16 protein-coding genes are annotated in these 20,787 nt (G+C 75.7%); 14 read left to right on the forward strand and 2 right to left on the reverse strand.

Annotated elements, in window-relative coordinates:
* Positions 1–51 precede the first annotated feature (51 nt).
* The 4 genes from PP1_RS10200 (at position 52) to PP1_RS10215 (ending at position 4,618) form a co-directional block, all read left to right on the forward strand.
* A complete protein-coding gene (locus PP1_RS10200; protein WP_033199558.1) occupies positions 52–648 on the forward strand; it encodes a sigma-70 family RNA polymerase sigma factor in 597 nt (198 codons plus the stop codon).
* Positions 649–777: 129 nt separating this feature from the next.
* Positions 778–1,620, forward strand: coding sequence for a DUF5134 domain-containing protein (locus tag PP1_RS10205; RefSeq protein ID WP_075314021.1), 843 nt, complete (start codon positions 778–780; stop codon positions 1,618–1,620).
* Positions 1,617–3,122 (forward strand): PepSY-associated TM helix domain-containing protein, encoded by a 1,506-nt coding sequence (locus PP1_RS10210; protein WP_075314020.1) that lies wholly within the window; start codon positions 1,617–1,619, stop codon positions 3,120–3,122. The genes PP1_RS10205 and PP1_RS10210 overlap by 4 nt, the downstream gene beginning before the upstream one ends.
* Before the next feature lie 602 nt (positions 3,123–3,724).
* Complete coding sequence (locus PP1_RS10215; protein WP_010235877.1) at positions 3,725–4,618, forward strand: oxidoreductase; 894 nt, start codon at positions 3,725–3,727, stop codon at positions 4,616–4,618.
* Between the two features lie 48 nt (positions 4,619–4,666).
* Here PP1_RS10215 and mftD read toward each other — a convergent pair whose 3' ends face one another.
* The gene (gene mftD / locus PP1_RS10220) at positions 4,667–5,884 is read right to left on the reverse strand and encodes a pre-mycofactocin synthase MftD (RefSeq protein ID WP_010235874.1); all 1,218 of its coding nucleotides are present in this window, start codon (positions 5,882–5,884) and stop codon (positions 4,667–4,669) included.
* A gap of 558 nt (positions 5,885–6,442) precedes the next feature.
* Between mftD and PP1_RS10225 the strand changes: the two genes are divergently transcribed.
* From PP1_RS10225 to PP1_RS10255, 7 genes are all read left to right on the forward strand, one after another.
* Positions 6,443–7,327 carry a LytR/AlgR family response regulator transcription factor gene (locus tag PP1_RS10225; protein ID WP_082538392.1) on the forward strand — a complete coding sequence of 295 codons (885 nt, stop codon included), beginning with the start codon at positions 6,443–6,445 and terminating at the stop codon, positions 7,325–7,327.
* A gap of 120 nt (positions 7,328–7,447) precedes the next feature.
* The gene (locus PP1_RS10230; protein WP_212592093.1) at positions 7,448–8,422 is read left to right on the forward strand and encodes a hypothetical protein; all 975 of its coding nucleotides are present in this window, start codon (positions 7,448–7,450) and stop codon (positions 8,420–8,422) included.
* A gap of 1,442 nt (positions 8,423–9,864) precedes the next feature.
* On the forward strand, positions 9,865–11,637 hold the full coding sequence (locus PP1_RS10235) for an LCP family protein (protein WP_139317010.1): 1,773 nt from the start codon (positions 9,865–9,867) through the stop codon (positions 11,635–11,637).
* 117 nt (positions 11,638–11,754) lie between these two features.
* Positions 11,755–12,765 carry an iron-siderophore ABC transporter substrate-binding protein gene (locus tag PP1_RS10240; protein ID WP_060573567.1) on the forward strand — a complete coding sequence of 337 codons (1,011 nt, stop codon included), beginning with the start codon at positions 11,755–11,757 and terminating at the stop codon, positions 12,763–12,765.
* A complete protein-coding gene (locus PP1_RS10245; RefSeq protein ID WP_082399094.1) occupies positions 12,762–13,823 on the forward strand; it encodes a FecCD family ABC transporter permease in 1,062 nt (353 codons plus the stop codon). Before PP1_RS10240 ends, PP1_RS10245 begins: the two co-directional genes overlap by 4 nt.
* Entirely contained in the window at positions 13,820–14,878 is a 1,059-nt protein-coding gene (locus PP1_RS10250) for a FecCD family ABC transporter permease (protein ID WP_010236084.1), read from the forward strand. The genes PP1_RS10245 and PP1_RS10250 overlap by 4 nt, the downstream gene beginning before the upstream one ends.
* Positions 14,875–16,251, forward strand: a complete 1,377-nt coding sequence (locus PP1_RS10255) for an ATP-binding cassette domain-containing protein (protein ID WP_010236087.1) — start codon at positions 14,875–14,877, stop codon at positions 16,249–16,251. Before PP1_RS10250 ends, PP1_RS10255 begins: the two co-directional genes overlap by 4 nt.
* 43 nt (positions 16,252–16,294) lie before the next feature.
* Here PP1_RS10255 and asnB read toward each other — a convergent pair whose 3' ends face one another.
* A complete protein-coding gene (gene asnB / locus PP1_RS10260; protein WP_010236089.1) occupies positions 16,295–17,899 on the reverse strand; it encodes an asparagine synthase (glutamine-hydrolyzing) in 1,605 nt (534 codons plus the stop codon).
* A gap of 254 nt (positions 17,900–18,153) precedes the next feature.
* Between asnB and PP1_RS10265 the strand changes: the two genes are divergently transcribed.
* The 3 genes from PP1_RS10265 (at position 18,154) to mihF (ending at position 20,677) form a co-directional block, all read left to right on the forward strand.
* The gene (locus PP1_RS10265) at positions 18,154–19,593 is read left to right on the forward strand and encodes an NAD(P)/FAD-dependent oxidoreductase (protein ID WP_010236091.1); all 1,440 of its coding nucleotides are present in this window, start codon (positions 18,154–18,156) and stop codon (positions 19,591–19,593) included.
* Between the two features lie 92 nt (positions 19,594–19,685).
* On the forward strand, positions 19,686–20,129 hold the full coding sequence (locus PP1_RS10270) for an ester cyclase (RefSeq protein WP_139323793.1): 444 nt from the start codon (positions 19,686–19,688) through the stop codon (positions 20,127–20,129).
* A 236-nt stretch (positions 20,130–20,365) separates the two neighbouring features.
* Entirely contained in the window at positions 20,366–20,677 is a 312-nt protein-coding gene (gene mihF / locus PP1_RS10275) for an integration host factor, actinobacterial type (RefSeq protein WP_010236095.1), read from the forward strand.
* The last annotated feature ends 110 nt before the right edge of the window (positions 20,678–20,787 follow it).

Below are 20,787 nucleotides of genomic sequence, written 5' to 3' on the forward strand. Positions count from 1 at the left end.
GGTCACCAGGTCGGCGGACGCGGGCCGTCGGGGGCGGGCTACCGTGGCCCCGTGTCCCGACGTCCCGACGATGCCACGGTGACGGCGTGGGCGCTGGCCGCAGGCGCCGGCGACCAGGCCGCGCTGTCGTCGTTCGTGCGGGCGACACAGGCCGACGTGCACCGGTTCCTGGTGCACCTGAACGGCCGTGCCGACGCGGAGGACCTCGCCCAGGAGACCTACCTGCGGGCGCTGCGGACCCTGCCGACGTTCGAGGCCCGGTCCAGCGCGCGCACCTGGCTGCTGTCGGTCGCCCGCCGGGTGGCGGTGGACGCCGTCCGTACGGCGGTGCGGCGCCCCCGCACCCGTGACCTGGGCGAGGACACCGCCGAGGTGATCGAGCGGGCGCTCCCGCGGACCGGCGCCCACGAGGCGGTGCTGCTCCGCGCGCTGATCGACGACCTCGCCGCGGACCGGCGGGAGGCGTTCGTCCTCACCCAGGTCCTCGATCTCGGCTACGCCGAGGCCGCCGAGGTCTGCCGGTGCCCGGTCGGCACCATCCGGTCCCGGGTCGCCCGGGCCCGGGAGGACCTGGTCCGGGCGCTCGACGCCGACGGCGGGACCCGCACGGACCGCGCCGGCCGGGCGGCACGCTCCGCACCGAGCTGAGCCGGCGCCCGGACGTCCCGGGCCCACGTGACGAGCGTCGCACCGGGAACCACGATCGTTCCGGCGACGACCACTCCTCCACGTGACCGCGCGACCGCGGCCCACGTCCCGGACGACCCAGGAGGACACGTGATCACGTCCGTGCCGCTCGCGTGGGCGCTCACCGCGCTCTTCACCGCCACCGGCGGCTACGCGCTGGCCCGCTGGTCGGAGGCCGTGTCGGCACGGCGCTCGGCGGCGCACCGCACCGCGGAGCTGGCCCACGTCGTGATGAGCGCCGCGATGGTCCTGATGACCTGGACCTGGTCCGGCACCGCCGGTCTCGCCGTCCAGATCGCGCTCTTCGCGGTCTTCGCGCTGTTCTTCGTCGTGACCGCGGCTCGCGGGATCCACTGCGGACCGACCGGGCCGGTCGCCGGCGCGGCGCACGCGTTGATGGCGGCGGCGATGGTCTGGATGCTCGCCGCGATGCCGGTGATCATGCCGGTGGCCGCCGCGTCGTCCGGTGGCGGCGGGCACGCGGGCCACGCCGGCCACGGCGGGGGTTCCGGCGACGCCGGTCACGCGATGCACGCGGGCCAGGCGGGCTGGGCGGTCGCGGCGACGGTCGTGCTGTGCGCCGCGCTGCTCGCCGTCGCCGGGTTCTGGGCGGTGCGCGCGCTGAGCCACGGCACCCGCTCCGGCGACCCCTTCACCCCCGACGACGACGTCACCGGCGGCGCGGCGGCCGGCTGCCCGGACGGCTGCGCGCCCGGCACCGACGCCACGACGACGGCCGCCCCGGCAGGCGTGGACTCCGACGTTCCGGCCCGCGCGGACAGCGCGGCCGCCGGCACCGCGACGGTGCTCGCGGAGCGCCCGGCCGCCACACCGGCGGCGTCCCGGCTCGGTGCCCGCACCGACGCCGCCTGCCACGCCGTGATGAGCGTCGGCATGGTCGTGATGCTCGCCGCGATGGTGGCGGGCTGGTGAGCGCCGACCTCGAGACCCGGCCCGGCGCGCCCACCCCGCCGCCGGAGCGCGGGCCGCTGTTCCGCGGGCTGAAGCCCCTGATCACCCGGGTGCACTTCTACGCGGGCCTGTTCGTCGGTCCCTTCCTGCTCGTCGCCGCGGTGACCGGGCTGCTGTACACGGTGTCGCCGCAGATCGAGCGGTGGGTGCACGCCGACGCGCTGACGGTCCCCGTGTCCGGGCCGGAGCGGCCGATCGGCGACCAGGTCTCGGCGGCCCTCGCGACCCAGCCGGGCCTGACGGTGACGGAGGTCAGGCCGTCACCGGAGCCGGGGACCACCACCCGCGTCTCGTTCGACGCCGATCTCCCGGAGAGCTACGCGCGGACGGTGTTCGTCGACCCCTACACCGCGCAGCCGGTGTCCACGCTGGACACCTACGCCGAGTGGCTCCCGGTCCGCGGGGTGATCGACAACCTGCACCGGTCGCTGCTGCTCGGGCCGCCCGGGCAGGTGTACACCGAGCTGGCCGCCTCGTGGCTGGCCGTCCTGACGCTGTCCGGGCTCGTCGTCCAGCTGAGCCGGCGGGTGCGGGCCCGCCGCGACCGGTTCGTCCCGCGGGCCGCCGGCTCGCAGCGGGCGCGGTTGCGCTCCTGGCACGGCGCGGTGGGGATCTGGGCCTCGGTCGGGTTCCTGTTCCTCGCCGCCACCGGCCTGACCTGGTCGCTGTTCGCCGGGTCGAACGTCACCCAGCTGCGCCAGGCCATGGACTGGACGACACCGTCGGTCAGCAGCACGCTGCCGGACGCGGCGCCCGGCGGCTCCGGCGGCTCCGGGGACACGGGGAGCCCCGGCGGGTCCGCGGGCACGGACCCGGCGGCCACCGCACAGCGCGTCCTCGACGCCGCCCGCGCCGACGGCCTCGGCGGGCCGGTCGAGATCGCCCCGGGCGACGCCGGGGAGGCCTGGCGCGTGCAGCAGGCGGTCCGGAGCTGGCCGGAGCAGCAGGACTCGGTCGCCGTCGACCCCGCGACCGGCGTCGTCACCGACCGGCTCGCGTTCGCCGACTGGCCGGTCGCGGCGAAGCTGGCCCGCTGGGGCGTCGACGCCCACATGGGTCTGCTCTTCGGGACCGTCAACATGATCGCGCTGGCGGCACTCGCGCTGGCCCTGATCGTCCTGGTGGTCTGGGGCTACCGGATGTGGTGGCTGCGCAGGCCCGCGGTGCGCGGGGCCGGGGCGGGACCGCCCGGTTCGCGGGAGCGGCCGTCACCGGCGTCGGTGGCGCTGCTCGCGGGCCTCGCCGTGGTCGTCGGGATCGTCCTGCCGGTGCTCGGGGTCTCGCTGATCCTGTTCCTGCTGCTCGACGCGGCGCTCACCGCGCGCCGCGGGCCGGACGGCGGCGACGGCCGTGACCACGACCACGACGGTGACCGGGACCGTGCCGCCGGGGCCGGAGGGGCCGGGGCCGGGGTCGAGGCCGAGAGCCTGGACCCCGTGGGCCGGCCGGACACGGCGGGGTGATCGGGCCCGGCGGCGCCGATCCGGGCCGCCGCCCCGGGTCCACTCGCTCCCGGGCGCGGCCCGCGCCCCGGCTCCGCTGCCCGCCCCGGAGGAGCCCCTGTCGTGGAATCGCTGCCTTGGGAAGCGAATCCACAGAACCCCTCAACCCGTGGCGGCTCCCGGACCCGGCCCGCACCCCCGCTCCGCTGCCCGCCCCGGAGGAGCCCCTGTCGTGGAATCGCTGCCTTGGGAAGCGAATCCACAGAACCCCTCAACCCGTGGCGGCTCCCGGACCCGGCCCGCACCCCCGCTCCGCTGCCCGCCCCGGAGGAGCCCCTGTCGTGGAATCGCTGCCTTGGGAAGCGAATCCACAGAACCCCTCAACCCGTGGCGGCTCCCGGACCCGGCCCGCACCCCCGCTCCGCTGCCCGCCCCGGAGGAGCCCCTGTCGTGGAATCGCTGCCTTGGGAAGCGAATCCACGGAACCCCCTCCACCCGGGGCGGCTCAGCGCCCCCTGCGTCCGCGGCCCGCACCGGTCCCACCCCTCCGTGACGGGCAGCGGCCGGCGGGAACGGGTAGACCGGACGCAGCGATCCCGCCCCCGTCCGCGAAGGAGCCCCCCGTGTTCCGGAACTCACCCGCTCCCTGGACCGCCGCCGACATCCCCGATCAGTCCGGCCGGACCGTGGTCGTCACGGGCGCGAACAGCGGCCTGGGTCTCGAGACGGCACGCGCGCTGGTCGACGCGGGTGCCCGCGTCGTGCTGGCCGTCCGCGACACGGCGAAGGGGGACGCCGTCGCCGGCGAGCTGGGCGGCGCGGCGACGGTGCGGCGGCTCGACCTCGCGGACCTGACGTCGGTGCGGGAGTTCGCCGCGGGTGTCGAGGGGCCGATCGACGTGCTCGTCAACAACGCCGGGCTGATGGCGGTCCCGCAGAGCCGCACCGCCGACGGGTTCGAGACCCAGCTGGGGGTGAACTTCCTCGGGCACTTCGCGCTGACCGGCCTCCTCGCCGACCGGATCACCGACCGCGTCGTGACGCTGTCCAGCGTGATGCACCGGATCGGCCGCATCGACCTGGACGACCTGAACTTCCGGCGCCGCCGCTACGAGCGCTGGACCGCCTACGGCCAGTCCAAGCTGGCCTGCCTGATGTTCGCCTACGAGCTGGAGCACCGGTTCGTCGCCGCGGGTTCCCGGCTGCGGTCGACGGCGGCCCACCCCGGCTACTCCGCGACGAACCTGCAGTCGCGGACGGAGTCGGTCCAGGACGCGGTGATGGGCGTGCTGAACCGGATCGTCGCCCAGCCCGCCGCGGCCGGTGCCCTGCCGACGTTGTTCGCCGCGACCGTCACGGACCTGCCCGGCGGGGCCTACATCGGCCCGGACGGGATCGGCGAGGCCCGCGGGCACCCACGCCCGGTCGGGTCGACGGCCGCGTCGCACGACCGGCGGGTGCAGGCGGCGCTGTGGGAGCGCGCCGAGGAGCTGACGAAGGTCGCCTTCCCGGTGTAGCGCCGGCCCGGCACACCACACGTGGTGCACCGGGCCGGCGGACCGCGGTCAGAGCTTGGAGGTCCGCGTGAAGTTCTCCGGGACGATCAGGTCGTCGCGGCTCAGCTCGTGGATCGACGACTTGCCGAGCCCGAGCAACGCCTCGTCGATGCCCTTGTAGAGGATCGACAGCACGTTGGTGACGCCGCGCTCGCCCTGCGCGGCCATCCCCCACAGGTACGCACGCCCGATCAGGCAGGCGCGGGCGCCGAGCGCGAGCGCCTTGACGACGTCGGCGCCGCGGCGGATCCCGCCGTCCATCAGCACCTCGACCTGGTCACCGACGGCGTCGACGACGGCGGGCAGCGCCCGGATCGCGGCCGGGGTGCCGTCGAGGTTGTTGCCGCCGTGGTTGGAGACCGAGATCGCGGTGGCGCCGGCGTCGACGGCCCGGCGGGCGTCGTCCGGGTGCATGATCCCCTTGATCATGAACGGGCCGTCCCACTGCTCGCGCAGCCAGGCGAGGTCCTCCCAGGTCGGCAGCGGGCTGGTCCACCAGACGCCGTAGGCGCCGAAGAACGTGGGCGCGTCGCCACCGTCCGGCGGGGCCATGTTCGGGGTCTTCAGGTCCGGCAGCTTCCCGGAGCGGGCCCAGTCCAGCAGGTAACGGGGCTTGTTGATCACCTCGGGCGCGAACTGCATCATCGCCTTGAGGTCCATCTTCTCCGGGATGGGCGGGCTGCCCCAGTCGCGCCGGGTGGCGAAGGTCCAGTCCAGGGTGACGATCAGTCCCTTGGCGCCGGCCCGCTTCGCCCGCATCGCGCGGGCCAGGATGTCCTCGCGGGACCCGGCCCAGTAGACCTGGAAGAAGACCTTGTCGTTGACCGCGCAGACGTCCTCGACCGACCGCGACGCGAACGACGACAGGCCCATCGCCGTCGAGACCGTCTGCTCGGGGTTCAGCGGGTTCTGGATGTTGGAGCTCGCCGCGGCCCGCGCGACGGCGACCTCGCCCTCCGGGTCGACCGCCTGGACACCGGTCGGCGAGATCACGACCGGGAAGTCGATCTCCTGTCCGAGGACGCTCGTCCTCTGCTCGCGCTGCGGCGGCAGGCCCGCGATGTGCGGGCGGAAACCGATCTCGTCGAAGGCGGCCACGTTGTCGGCGAGGGTGATGCCCTGCTCCGCCCCGGCCACCAGCGCGTAGTAGACCGACTTCGGGAGGCGCCTGCGCGCCCGGCGCTGCGCCTCCGCGACCGTCTCGAACCAGTCCTTCGTGCTCGCCATGCCTGCCCCTTCGCAGTCCGTGGTGCTCGTGGTCGCTGTCACGTCACGTCGTCACGTGACGGGCTTCACGCACGCTATCGTTTCGGCACCCGGTGCCACAATCCGGCGTGCCCGTACCCCGTCCGATCGGCGGGGGCCGTACCGTCCGCCCGACCAGCCACGACGCCGCCCCGCACGGCTCCGGGCACCGTCCGGTGGACCGTCACCCGGTCCGCCGCACCTCCACCTCACGGAGCGCGACCGGCGCCACGGGAACGGCCCACCCCGGTTCGTGGAGGCCCGGACGGAGGACCGGCCGTCGGTGACGCTGCGCAGTCTCGCTACGGTGTGCCCGCAGTCACCGGTCAGCGGGCGACGGGCCCGCGGCAAGGAGGAGCCGTGTACAGCCACGCGCGGGGTGGGCACGCTTCCGGTGCGACGCCGGTCGTCTCCGGCGTCACCGGGTACGGAGCGCCTCCCGAGTACGGCGCGAGCCACCACCGGCCGATCGGGCTGCCCGGGCAGTCCCGCAGCCCCGAGCCGCCGGAGGCCCCGGCGCCCGCGGGGACCGGCAACCTGCTGACCGTCCTCGCGGTCGACGACGAGGAGCCCGCCCTCCTCGAGCTCGCCCACCTGCTGGGCGAGGACCCGCGGGTGGACACCGTGCTGACCGCGCCGGACGCCACCGAGGCGCTGCGCATCCTGCACGGCTCGCAGTCCGACAGCTCCACGCCCGGCGTGGACGTCGTGTTCCTGGACATCCGGATGCCGGGCCTCGACGGCCTGGAGCTCGCCCGGGTGCTCAACGCGATGGCCGACCCGCCGCCGGTGGTCTTCGTGACCGCCCACGACGACCGCGCCGTCGACGCCTACGAGGTCGGCGCCGTCGACTACCTCCTCAAGCCGCTGCGCAGCGAGCGCCTGTCCGGGTCGCTGGACCGGACCGTCGCGCTGCGTGCGGCGCGCCGTGCCGACGCCGCCGGGCCGCCCCCCGGCGCCCCGCCCGTCCCGCACGGCGCACCCGGCCCGGCCGTCCGTCGCGGGGCACCTGCCCCGGTCGCCACCACGGACGACGAGGTCGTCCCGGTCGAGCTGGCCGGCACCACGAAGCTGGTCCCGCGGTCGTCGATCCGGTTCGTCGAGGCCCAGGGCGACTACGCCCGCCTGCACACCGCCGAGGGCAGCCACCTCGTGCGGATCCCGGTGTCGGTGCTCGAGGACCGCTGGGGCGACGCCGGGTTCGTGCGGATCCACCGGGCCTACCTCGTGGCGCTGCAGCTGATCACGGAGCTGCGGATGGCGGGCTCGGGCTACGTCGTGCGGCTCGGCAACGGGCCGACCGCCGTCGAGCTGCCGGTGAGCCGCCGCCACACCGCCGGGCTGAAGCGCATCCTGCGCGGACGACCGCCGCGGCCGCAGCGCGGCCCGGAGGACGGGCCGGACGGCCCCGTCCTGCCCCGGTAGGGCCCCGCCACCGCTGCGGACGGCGTGGACTCCGGAGCGGCGACACGCCGTCACGCTCCGCACGGCCGGAACCCGGCCCGTCACCTAACCTGGTGACCGGTGTCTCTCCTTCGTGTCCCGGTGTCCCGTTCCCTCCGTCACCGGTCGTCCGCCCGCGTGCGGCCGGCCGCCGTCCTCACCGCGGTGCTCGCGCTGTGCGCCGTCCTCGCCGGCTGCACGTCCGATCCACCCGCCGCCGCGGAGCCCCCGCCGCCCGCGCCCGCCGCGCCGCCCGCCGACGCCGCGCCGCCGGTGCCCGAGCTACCGGGCGGCGGCACCGAGGTGTTCCCCGGACGCCGGATGGCGGCCCTCTACGGTCATCCCGGCACCCCGTCGATGGGCGTGCTCGGCGAGCAGGACCTGCCCCGCTCGATCGCCCGCGCCCGGGACCTCGCCGCGGACTTCCAGCCGCTGGTGCGCGAGCCCGTCGTCCCGGCGTTCGAGATCATCGCCACGGTGGCCGACAGCGTCCCCGGGGCGGACGGCGACTACTCGGCGGAGATGAGCGTCGACGAGCTGCGGCCGTGGGTCACGGAGGCCGGGAAGGCCGGGGTCTACGTGGTCATCGACCTCCAGCCGGGCCGCGCCGACTTCCTCACCCAGGCGAAGCGCTACACCGAGCTGCTGGCCCAGCCGCACGTCGGCCTGGCCCTGGATCCGGAGTGGCGGCTCGAACCCGGGCAGCGGCACGGCGACCAGATCGGATCGGTGGACGCGGCCGAGGTCAACGCCACGTCGGCGTGGCTGGCCGGGCTGGTCCGGGAACGCGGGCTGCCGCAGAAGGTGTTCCTGATGCACCAGTTCCGCGTCCCGATGATCGCCGACCGGCAGGCGGTCGTCACCTCGCACCCCGAGCTCGCGACCGTGCTGCACGCCGACGGCTACGGCACCCCGCAGGAGAAGCTCGACACCTGGAACGTGCTGCACTCGGCACCCCGGCCGCAGGGCCTCTGGTGGGGCTGGAAGAACTTCCTCGACGAGGACACACCGACGTTCACACCCCGCCGGACCTACGACGTCCGACCCGAGTCACCGGTCTTCGTCTCGTACCAGTGACGGGTATGTCCACCCTGTCCGGAGACACCCACAGGGGTGGGTGGGCGGCCACCGAGATCACGATCACGGCAAGTACTCTCGGGTGACCCGGGCGCCGGAGCCGTCGCCGGGCACACGCACCGTGCCGGTTCCACAGCCGTCACAGGTACCCATCCGTGCCGATCAGTGAAGGGGGTGCCCGAGTGGACGACCGACCGCCTGACGGCACCCCTCCTCCCGGCCGCTCCGGCCGCTCCCGCAACGACGGGCGCCCGCGCCGCGACGACCGACCGCACCTGCGCGGCGAGTCCCGGGGTGACGCTCCCGGCGGACCTCCCGGGCCCCCTCGCGGCACCCCCGACGGACGTCCCGGCCCGCCCCCGGGCGGACGGCCGCCGTCCGGCGGCCCGCGGGACCGCCGGTCCCCCGGTGAGCCCCGCCCCCCGGCGGCGACCGGTCCGGAGCAGCGCCCCGGCACTCCGCCCCCCGGACGTGGGCGGGACCGCGCGCCCGGCCCCCGGCGCGGACCCGGTGGCCCGGAGGGCCCCGGCAACGCGGACGACGACGGCGACTCACCCTGGCTGCGCCGCCGCGAGCGCGACGCCGCGGCCGAGGCCGAGCGGGCCGCGGCCTGGTCCCGCCGGGCACGCGACACGGCGTCCAGCGGGCACAGCGACAGCCGCCCGACCGACATCCGCTCGATCCGCGCCGCCAGCCGCGGCATCGGCGAGACCCTGCGGACCCCCGGCCGTCCGGAGGCCGCGGCCGAACGACGACGGCACCGCGCCGCCGAGCCCGACGTCCCGCCGGAGGAGCGCGACCGCGCCGCCCGGCTGAGCGGTGAGCTGCCGGTGGTCCCGCGCCGTTCCCGCCGGGAGCCCCCTCCCCCGGCGGGCCCCCCGCCCGCACGCCCGAACACCCCGAACGGCGGCCCCGGCGCGCCCCCCGGCGCACCTCCGGTGCGCCCCGGAGGCGGACCCGGCGGACCGGCCGGCCGTCCCGGACCGGCCCCCGGGCCCGGTGGTCCGGGCGGTGGCCCCGGCGGGCCCTCCGGTGGACCCGGTGCGCCCGGTGGCCCCGGCGGGTCCGGTGGGCCCGCTGCGCCCGGTGGTCCCGGCGGGTCCGGTGGGCCCGGCGGGTCCGGTGGTCCCGGCGGGTCCGGTGGGCCCGGCGGGTCCGGTGGGCCCGGCGGGTCCGGTGGTCCGGGCGGACCCGGTCGCTCTGGCGGACCGGGCACCACCGGTACGCCCGCAGGACCCGGTGGCCCGCCCGGTCCCCGTGCTCCCGGCCGGGGCCGCCCGGCCGACGCCCCCACGCGTGCCGCCGCGGCGGCCCCGCCTACCCGGCCCGCCGACGCGACCCGGCGCGAGCCCGGTCCCGACGGCGCGCGCCCGCCGGACCGCCCCGGCCGCCCCACGCCGGCCCGCCCGCCCCGCGACGCGGCCCCCGCTGCGGGTGCCGCCGTGGCCGCGGCGAGCGCCGGAGCCGGCACCGCCGTGGCCGGAGCCGCGGCCGGGGCCGCACCCGGAGCCGTCGCACCGGGACGCACCGGCCGGCCGGGCGCCGCCGACGAGGACCGGCAGGAGGACGACCGTCCCCCCGGCCGCCGGCGGACCCTCGACACCGCGCGCGCCTCCCTCGGCGCCGCGCTCGGCCTCACCGCGGCCTCGACCGTCCTCCCCGGCAGCGGGCACCTCGCGCTGCGCCGTCGCCGCACCGGCGGGCTGATCCTCGGCACGCTGCTGGCGGTCGTCGTGGGGCTCGCGGTCTTGGTGCTGCTGACGCGCCGGTCCGTCCTGCTGCAGAACCTGCTGTCGACCACCACGCTGACCGTCATCGCGGGCGCGCTGGTGCTCGGCGGGATCGGCTGGATCGCCCAGGTCGCCCGCACCTACGCGCTCGCGCGGCCACGGACGCTGCCACTGGGCCAGAAGATCATCGGCACGGGGACCGCGGCACTCCTGTGCCTCACCGTCGCCGTGCCGTTCGGGTACGGCGTGGAGCTGCTGAACTCCCAGCGCGGGCTGCTGGACTCCCTGTTCCAGGGCGGCGGGACGTCCGCGGCCGAGGCGCTCGGGAAACCCCGGCTGAACGTCCTGCTCCTCGGCAGCGACGCCGGCGACGACCGCAGCGGCACCCGTACCGACACGATGATGGTCGCCAGCATCGACACCCGGTCCGGCCGGACGACCCTGTTCAGCCTCCCCCGGAACATCCAGCGTGCCGAGTTCCCGCCGGGGTCACCGGCAGCCGAGGAGTTCCCGGACGGCTTCCACGACTCCTCGCAGCCGCTGTCCGGCGACTACCTGCTCAACGGCGTCTTCGCCTACGGCGAGCAGAACCCGGAGATCGCGCCGCCGACGCCCACCGCCGAGCCCGGCCTCAACCTCCTGCAGTCGACGATCTCGTACATGACGGGCCTCCCGATCGACTACTACCTGGAGGTCAACATGGCCGGGTTCTCGTCGATGATCGACGCGGTCGGCGGGGTCACGGTCAACGTCGGGCAGGAGCCGATCCCGGTCGGCGGGGTCACCGCCTTCGGCCGGTACGTCACGCCCGACCGCTACATCCCCCCGGGCATGCAGACGCTCAACGGCGAGGACGCGCTGTGGTTCGCCCGGTCCCGCCGCGACGGCACCGACTACCAGCGGATGGGGCGGCAGCGCTGCCTGATCCAGGCGGTGATCAGCGAGACCAGCGCGACCGAGCTGATCGGCCGGTTCCAGAGCATCGCCGCGGTGACCCGGGACAACGTCTCGACCGACATGCCGCAGCAGGTGCTGCCGTCGCTGGCGGTGCTGGCCGACGAGGGCTTCCGGCTGGAGAGCGTCGCGTTCGACCCGTCACTGCCGGACCCGAACTCCTCGACCGGCTACTTCGTCACCGCCGACCCGGACGCCGACTACATGCGCGAGGTCGTCCGCGGGGCGATCGCCGACCCGCCGCCGCCCCCGGACCCTGCGCTCGCCGCCCCGGCACCTGCGCCGGCACCGGCGGCCCCGTCGTCGGAGGCCCCGTCGTCGTCGGAGTCGGGGGCACCGTCGTCGTCCGCCGCGCCGGAGCCGGCCTCGACCGCCCCGCAGTCGGTGGAGGACTCCTGCGCGAGCACCGGCGCGGCCGACGTCCCGTCCGAGGAGGAGCAGGGCGCGGCGGAGAGCGCCGAGGACTCCGGCTCGGGCACGACGACCACCGGGCTCGGCCCGGTCGGCGGCATCCGCCCCGACGAGTACTGAGTCCCGTCCGGGTTGCTCCGGACGTCCGATCCGAGGCGACCGACACGCTCCCTTCCTTTCGCCCGTCCGGGTTTGGTTAGGTAAGCGAAACCTGATCACCGGAAAGGCTGACCCCCCGTGCTCCGTCGGACGCCCTCCGTCCTCGCCGCGCTCCTCGCGGCCCTCGCCCTCCTCGCCGGCTGCGGTTCCGGCTCCGATCCCGCACCGGGCGGCGAGGGCGCGACCGCGCCCGCCGCCGACGGAGCCTTCCCGGTCACGATCCCGACGGCGTTCGGTGAGGTCACCGTCCCCGAGCAACCGCAGCGGGTCGTCGCGCTGGGCTGGAGCGACGCCGAGACCGCGCTCGCCCTGGGCGTCGAGCCGGTCGGTGCGGCCGACTGGCTCGCCGTCGGCGGCGACGGGCTCGGGCCGTGGGTGCCGCAGGACTACACGACCCCGCCGACCGTGCTCGGCACCCTGGAGGTCGATCTGGAGGCCGTCGCCGCGCTCGACCCGGACCTGATCCTCGACACCCGCGCCGCGGGCACCCGGGACCGCTACGACCGGCTGACCCAGCTCGGCGTGCCGGTCGTCTCGATCCCGGCCGGCGGGGAGAACTACCTGACGAACTGGCGCGACCAGCTCCGCATGGTGGGGGCCGCGGTCGGCCGCCCCGGGGAGGCCGCCCAGCTGCAGTCCGGCCTGGAGCAGCGCTTCGCCGACGCCCGCGCGCAGCACCCCCAGCTGGCCGGGGCCACCGTCGTGTCGGGTGCCCGCAACACCCTCGGCGAGTACGCCGCCTACACCGCGGGCTCCGGGCGGATGGAGTTCCTGGAGGAGCTGGGCATGACCCTGGCACCGCAGATCGCCGCGCTGCCCACCGAGGGCTTCTCGACGCCGATCTCGCGGGAGCGCATGAACCTGCTCGACGCCGACGTCACCGTCATGCAGCCGATCGGCAAGGACGCGACCGAGATCGAGAACGACCCGTTGTGGCAGGCCGTGCCGTCGGTCGCCGCCGGCCGCGGCGTGCTGCTGTCCGACCGGGACGTGTCGCAGGCGTTCTCCGCCGCGTCGGTGCAGGGCTGGACGTTCGCGCTGGACCGCACGGTGCCGCGCCTGGCGGACGCGGCCGCGGCCGCACCGTGACCGCCGGCCCGGCCGCGCCGGCCGTGGCGGAGCCGGACGCCCCGCCCGCCGCGGCCCGGCGGGCCCGGGTGCGGCGCGCCGCCGTCGTGCTGGTGGTGCTGCTGGCGGGTTCGGTGACGGCGAGCATGCTCGTCGGCGCCGGGATGCTGGCGCCCGCGACCGTCGCCGACGCCCTGTTCGGCGACGGGCCGGTGACGCCGGAGAGCCTGGTCGTCACCGACGTCCGGCTGCCCCGCACGGTGCTCGCCCTGCTCGCCGGCGCCGCACTCGGTGTCGCCGGGGTGCTCGCCCAGGGCATGACCCGCAACCCGATCGCCGAGCCCGGCCTGCTCGGCCTGAACACCGGCGCGGCGCTGGCCGTCGTGCTGGGCATCGGGGTGTTCGGTGTCTCCACCCTGACCGGCTACGTGTGGTTCGGCTTCCTGGGGGCGGCGCTCGCCGCGGTCGTCGTCGGCGGGGTCGCCGGGGTCGGGCGCAGCAGCCGCACCGTCTCCCCCGCCGCGCTGGCGCTGGCCGGCGCGGCGGTGGCGGCCGGGCTCGGCTCGGTGATCACCGTGTTCCTGCTGACCAACCCGACGCTGTTCGACGACTACCGGTTCTGGCAGGTCGGCTCGGTCGCCGGCCGGGACCTGTCGATCGCGGCCCAGGCGGCCCCGTTCGTCGTGGCCGGGCTGGCACTGGCTCTGACCTGCGGGCAGCGGCTCGACGCGCTGGCGCTCGGCGACGACGTCGCCCGCTCCTTCGGCCGCCGCCCCGGCGCCGACCGCCTGGTGTGCGGGCTCGCGCTCGTTCTGCTGGCCGGGACGGCGACGGCGGCGGCCGGGCCGATCGCGTTCGTCGGGCTCGCCGTCCCGCACGTGCTGCGCGCGCTGACCGGCCCCGGTCACCGCACCCTGCTGCCGCTCGCGGTCCTGGCGGGCCCGTCGCTGCTGCTGCTCGCCGACGTCCTCGGGCGGGTCGTGGTGCCGCCCGCCGAGGTGCAGGCCGGTGTGGTCACCGCCGTCGTCGGCGTGCCGCTGTTCGTGGCGCTGGTGCGTCGCCGGAAGTTCGTCCGGTGAGCGCCCCGCCCGACACCACCGACGCGACCGGCGGGGTCGCGGTCCTGCGCGGGCTGCGTGCCCGTCGGAGGCGACGCGTCCTGGTCTCCGGAGCGGTCGTCGCGGCCGCGGTGCTCGCCGCGTTCGTCGTCACGCTCTCGGCGGGGGCACAGCTCGTCCCGCCCGCCGACGTCGTCGCCGCGCTGCTCGGCTCCGGATCGCCGCGCACCGAGCTGGTGGTGCTGCGGCTGCGGCTACCCCGCGCGCTCACCGCCGTGCTGGTCGGCGCGGCACTCGGGCTGGCCGGGGCGCTGTTCCAGCGGCTGCTGCGCAACCAGCTCGCCAGCCCGGACATCATCGGGATCAGTGCCGGGGCGAGCGCCGCCGCGGTCGCCGGCACCGTGCTGCTGGGCCTGTCCGCGGCCGGTGTGTCGGTGGCGGCGGTGCTCGGTGCGGTCGCGACGACGGTGCTGATCCTCGCCCTGACCCACCGCGACGGCCTGCACGGCGTCCGGTTCGTGCTGGTGGGGCTCGGGATCGGCACCGGGCTGCTGGCCGTCGTGTCGTTCCTGATGATCCGCGCGTCGCTGACCAGCGCGCAGGAGAACCTGGTGTGGCTGACCGGCAGCATCAACCAGGCCGACTGGTCGCGCACGGTGCCGCTGGTCGCGGCCTGCGCGGTGCTGGTCCCGCTCGCGCTGGTGCTGGCCCGGGCACTGCCCCGGCTGGAGCTCGGCGACGACACCGCGACCGCGCTCGGGCTGCCGGTCGGGCGGGCCCGGCTCGCCCTGATCGCGGTCGGAGTCCTCCTGGTCGCGACCGCTGTGGCCGCGGCAGGGCCGGTGTCGTTCGTGGCGCTGGTCTGCGGCCCGCTGGCGACGCGCGCGGCCGGGCCGGGGAACGGGTCGCTCCCGCACGCCGCCGGCATCGGTGCGCTGGTGGTGCTGGTCTCCGACCTGGTGGCCCGCCATCTCGTGAACGACGTCGCGCTGCCGGTCGGTGTGGTCACCGGCGCGGTCGGCGCGCCCTACCTGCTGTGGCTGCTGGCCCGCGCCCGTACGAGGGGAACGACATGAGCCTGACCGCGGACGACCTGGTCCTGCGCTACGACGACCGCGTGGTCGCCGACGGCCTGACGGTCCGGCTGCCACCCGGGCGGATCACCGCGATCGTCGGGCCGAACGCGTGCGGCAAGTCCACGCTGCTGCGCGGCCTCGGCCGGATCATCACCCCGGCAGCCGGGCACGTCGCCCTCGACGGCACCGACGTCCGCGAGATCGGCGGCCGCGAGCTGGCCCGCCGGCTCGGGCTGCTCCCGCAGTCCCCGGTGGCGCCGGACGGGATCACCGTCGCCGATCTCGTCGAGCGCGGCCGGTCACCGCACCAGGGCTGGTTCGGCGGCCACGGGGACGCCGACGACGCCGCCGTCGCCGCCGCCATGCGGGCGACCGGGGTGCTCGAGCTCGCCGACCGCCCGGTGGACGAGCTGTCCGGCGGGCAGCGGCAGCGGGTGTGGATCGCCATGGTCCTCGCCCAGGACACCGGCGTGCTGCTGCTCGACGAGCCGACGACCTTCCTCGACATGACCCACGCCGTCGAGGTGCTGGACCTGCTCGTCGACCGCAACCGGGCGGAGGGGACGACGGTCGCCGTCGTCCTGCACGACCTGAACCTGGCGTGCCGCTACGCCGACCACCTGATCGCGATGCGCGACGGCGCGGTCGTCGCCGAGGGCCCGCCCGCGGCGACGATGACCGTGGACCTGGTCCGGCGGGTGTTCGCGATGGAGTCGCAGGTCGTGCCGGACCCGGTGACGGGGACGCCGATGGTCGTCCCCGCGGGGCGGCACCATCCCGTCCCCGCCCCCGGTGCCGGCCCGCGCACCGCGGACGGGCCGGGGCCGCGCACCGAGTCCGACCTGCGGGAGGTCGTCGGGGAGCCGCACCCGCTGGTGCTGGACAAGTCCGCCGACCGGATCGACGACGTCGCCGCGTCGTTCGTCGCGGCGGCGACGCTCGCGTTCGTCGGCACCGTCGGCGCCTCCGGGTCGGTCACGGTGACCCCGCGCGGCAACCCGCCGGGCGACGGCCCCCGCGTCCTCGACGGCGGACGGCGGATCGCGCTGCCCGAGCGGCCCGGCAACCGGCGCCTCGACAGCCTGCGCAACCTGCTGGACCGGTCCGGGATCGGGCTGACGTTCTGCGTCCCCCGGGTCGAGCACGTGCTGCGGGTCAACGGGCACGGCCGGGTGGTGCGCGACGCCGACGTGCTCGGGCTGTGGGAGGACCCGCCGGAGCTGGCGATCGTCGTCGACGTCGAGGAGACGTTCGTGCACTGCGGGCGGGCCCTGCGCACGTCCGGCACGTGGCGGCCGGAGGACTGGGCGGACCCGTCCGGGGTCCCGAGCTCGAAGGAGCTGGCCGCGGCCGCGCGCGCCACGCGTGACTGAGTGCCGTCGCGGCCCGGACCGGCGGGGTCCGGGCCGCGCGCGGTCACGCGGTCGCGAACGCGCCCAGGACGCGGTCCGGGCGGATCCCGGCGAAGTGCGACTGCCAGATCTCGTAGTAGAGGTACTCCTCCTCGCTGCGCAGCGGCCACGAGTACTCCGGCTGCTCGGGCACCGACCGGGTCTCCCCGGACTCCCGGGCCTCCGCGGCCTTGCGGCCGGCCAGCTCGGCGAGCACGGTGCCGGCGCCGGAGCCGTCGCCGAACTGCTCCTTGCCCCGCCACAGCAGGTCCTCGGGCAGCCAGCCCTCGAACGCCTCCCGCAGGATCGCCTTCTCGGGGCGGCCGTCGGTGCGCTGCTTCCACTCCGGCGGCAGCGCCAGCGCGGTGCGGACGAGGCCGGAGTCCAGGAACGGCTCGCGGGCCTCCAGGCCGAAGTACATCGTCGTGCGGTCGCAGCGCTGCAGGTTCAGGTGGTGCAGCTGCTCCAGGGAGCGGACCAGCTCGGCCTGCAGGGTGTCGGGGTCGGCGTAGTCGTCGGTGTGGGTGTAGGAGTACCCGGCGAACAGCTCGTCGGCGCCCTCCCCGGTCAGCACGACCTTGACCTTCTTCGCGGCCTCGCGGGCCAGGATCAGGTTCGGCACCGAGCTGCGGACCAGCGCCGGGTCGTAGTGCTCGATCACCTCGACGGCGTGGTCGAGGGCCTCGCCGATGTCCTCGGCGGTCACGATGATCTCGTGGTGGTCCGATCCGATGTGCGCGGCGACCTTGCGGGCCGCGATCAGGTCGCCGGAGTCGGCGGTGCCGACCGCGAACGTCGGCAGCTGCTCACCGCGGGCCCGCGCCTCCTGGGCGGCGATCGCCGCGACCAGCGCCGAGTCGAGCCCGCCGGAGAGGAAGACCCCGACGCCGACGTCGGACATCATCCGGCGGCGCACCGCGGAGATCACGGCCTCGCGGACCCGGGACAGGTCGGCGTCGTCCCAGCCGGGGCGGATCGCGCGCCGCGACGGCCGGACCTCGACCGGCACCGCCTCGGCGAACCGGACCAGGCCCGACGACGGGCTCCACAGGCACCCGGGCGGGAAGGACTCGACGTACGGCCGGTCCTCCTCGTCGAAGGCGCGCAGCTCGCTGGCGAACAGCACGGTCGCCTCGGGGTCCGGGGCGGTGTAGGGCACGTCGGTGCCGCCGACGTCGGCCGGCGGGACCCAGTAGAGCGGCTTCACGCCGAACGGGTCCCGCGCCACCAGGCCGGACCCGTCCTCACGGCCCATCGCGACGGCGAACATGCCGTTCAGCGAGGCCACCGCGACCTGCCCGTCCCACATGACCGCGTGCAGCGCGGCCTCGGTGTCGGACTTGGTGCGGACGGTGCCGTCCGGGAACGCCTTGCTGATGCGCTCGTGGTTGTAGATCTCGCCGTTGCCGACGATCCAGGCCGTCTCGTCGGCGTCCGACATCGGCTGGTGCCCGCCGCTCACATCCATGATCGACAGGCGCTGGTGCCCGAGCCAGGTGTTCCCGACGACCTGTACACCCGTGTCGTCCGGTCCGCGGTGCGCCACCCTGGCGAGCATCCGCTCGTACTTCTCGAAGTCCTCCGGTGCTCCCACCGCTGTCCCGCCGAACGCGGCGACGATCCCGCACATGGTGACCATCGTCCCATGTCCCGAGGGGTGCGCATCTCGCTTGTGCATGATCGACGTGTGAGTTCGGACTCTGGAAGGCGTTTCCGGGTCGATGAGGTTTGCTCCGGGGTCCCGCGGTCAATACCGTCGTAGTCATCGGCCGGTACGGCCGTCGTTCACCGCCCTCTCACCTCCGGCGGCGAGGACCCAGCACCGGCCACCGAGCAGAGCGCGGAGACCCCGCGCCAGGACCGACCGACGAGGGGCGGACTCAGGTGAGCACGGCAGGGCACGACGAAGGCACGGGCCGGCAGAAGGTCGTGATCGTCGGCGGTGGTTTCGGCGGCGTGCAGGCGGCCAAGGCCCTCAAGGGCGCCGACGTCGACGTGACGATCGTCGACCGCACCAATCACCACCTCTTCCAGCCCCTGCTCTACCAGGTCGCGACGGGCATCCTGTCCCCCGGCCTGATCGCCCCGGCGCTGCGCCGGGTGCTGAAGAAGCAGGACAACGTCCGCACGCTGCTCGCCGAGGTCGGTGAGATCGACCTCGAGACCAAGATCGTGCACGCCGCCTCGCCGGACGGGCAGCACATCGACCTGCCCTACGACACCCTCGTCGTCGCCGCGGGCGCCACGCACGCCTACTTCGGCCACCCCGAGTGGGCCGAGCACGCCCCCGGCATGAAGTCCATCGAGGACGCCCGGCTGCTCCGCTCCCGCATCCTGGGCGCCTACGAGCTGGCCGAGGTCGCCCCGACCGAGGAGGAGCAGCGGGCCTGGACGACGTTCGTCGTCGTCGGCGCCGGCCCCACCGGCGTCGAGCTGGCCGGTCAGCTCTCCGAGCTGGCCCGCCACGTGCTGCCCCGCGAGTACCGCGCGATCGACACCCGCGACGCCCGGATCATCCTGCTCGACGCCGCGCCCGCCGTGCTGCCGCCGTTCGCGAAGAAGCTGCAGAACTACACGCGCAAGACCCTCGAGAAGAAGGGCGTCGAGGTCCGCCTGAACACCATGGCGACCGACATCGACGCCGACTCGATCACCGTCAAGGGCCCCCAGGGGACCGACCGGATCGTCGCCCGCACCAAGGTCTGGGCCGCCGGCGTGCAGGCCTCGCCGCTGGCCGAGCTGCTGGCGAAGGCCTCCGGTGGCGAGGTCGACCGCGCGGGCAGGCTCTCCGTCGACCCGGACTGCAGCCTGCCCGGCCGGCGCGACGTGTTCGCCATCGGCGACATGGTCTCGACCATCGACCGGCTGCCCGGCGTCGCGCAGGTCGCGATGCAGCAGGGCACCTACGTCGGCAAGCTCATCAAGGCCCGGTCCAAGGGCGATGACACCACCCCGGCCCCGTTCACGTACTTCGACAAGGGCTCGATGGCCACCATCGGCGCCCGCGAGGCCGTCGCCGACGTGCGCGGCGTCAAGTTCACCGGCTGGCTCGGCTACCTGATGTGGTGCTACGTCCACGTCATGTTCCTGATCGGCTGGGGCAACCGCCTCGGGACGCTCTACAACTGGGTCCGGTCGCTGCGCTACGCCCGCTACCGCGGCCACCGCCTGATCAGCGTGACCGCGTCGTACGACAAGGCCGAGCCGCACCACGGCGACGCCGGTCTCCCCGCCGAGAAGGCCGAGCACCGGAGCGAGGTGGACCCGCGCACCGCGCCGGGCACACCGGCCCCGCCCGAGGAGAAGCCGGCCGCGTCGGCCTGACCCCTCCCCCGTCCCGGAACGCCCGGGTGGCCGCACCGGCCACCCGGGCGTTCCGGTATCCGGGCGGGCCCGCGCCGTGGCACGGTTCCCGGGTGACCCCGGCGATGCAGACGCTCATGCGCGACGTCGCGCGGCTCTGGGACGACGCCGCCGACGGTCTCTACGACCGCGGTGATCCCGCCCCGGCGACCGCGGTGCTCGGCGACGGCGTGGTGTGGACCGAGCTGCCGACCGGCGCGGGCGGCACCGGGCCGGACGCGGTGGGCGGGCACCTCGCCGTCGTCGCCGCGTCGCTGCCCGGCGGCGGCACCCGGACCCGGCTGTCCCGCACGCTCGACGTGCGCCGGATCGCCGACGAGGTCCGGTTCGCCTTCACCCACGACCACGAGCTGCCCTGGCTGCTGCCGGGCGTCGCCCCCACCGGACGCCGGGTGGAGGTCCACGCGGTCCAGCTGGTGCGGGTCCGGCAGGGCCGGATCGACGAGCTCCGCACCCTCTGGGACGTCGCCGGGCTCCGCACCGCGCTGGGGTTCTGACCGGTCATCCCGCACTCATGCCTCTGACCTGCGGGAACAGGGAATCCCCCGTACGGTGCGACGGGCGGTCGCCGAGCTGCGCCGAGCAGCCCGGAAGCGGTCTCCGCGGGCGTCCGACACGCCCCGTGGAGGGGGTTCCTGCAGGTCGCGCGGGGGTCTCTGCCAGTCTGTACCGCGATCCGCGATGGGAATCCACCCCGGTACGGGGTGTTGGGAACCGAGAGGAGGCGTCAGCGATGGCCCTGCCCACCCTGACCCCGGAACAGCGTGCCGAGGCGCTGAAGAAGGCGGCCGCCGCGCGCACCGCCCGCAAGGAGCTCCGCGACAAGATCGCCAGCGGTGAGGAGACGATCCCCGGGGTGCTCGGTCGCGCGAAGACCGACCAGATCGTCGGCAAGACCAAGGTCGCCGACCTGCTGAAGAGCGTCCCGGGCTGGGGCCCGGCGAAGGTCTCGAAGGTCATGGAGGAGGCCGGCATCGACGCCTCGCGTCGCGCCGCCGGTCTCGGCGAGCGTCAGCGCCAGGCCCTGATCGAGAAGGTCGGCTGACCGACCCCTCGTAGCGCCACCCGGCGCCGGGCCAGCCCGGTGCCGCGCGACGGCCCGGTCCGCCTCCCGCGGACCGGGCCGTCGCGCGTCCGGGCCCGGCCGCCGGCCCG

Source organism: Pseudonocardia sp. P1, from assembly GCF_000178675.2.
Taxonomy (GTDB): Bacteria; Actinomycetota; Actinomycetes; order Mycobacteriales; family Pseudonocardiaceae; genus Pseudonocardia.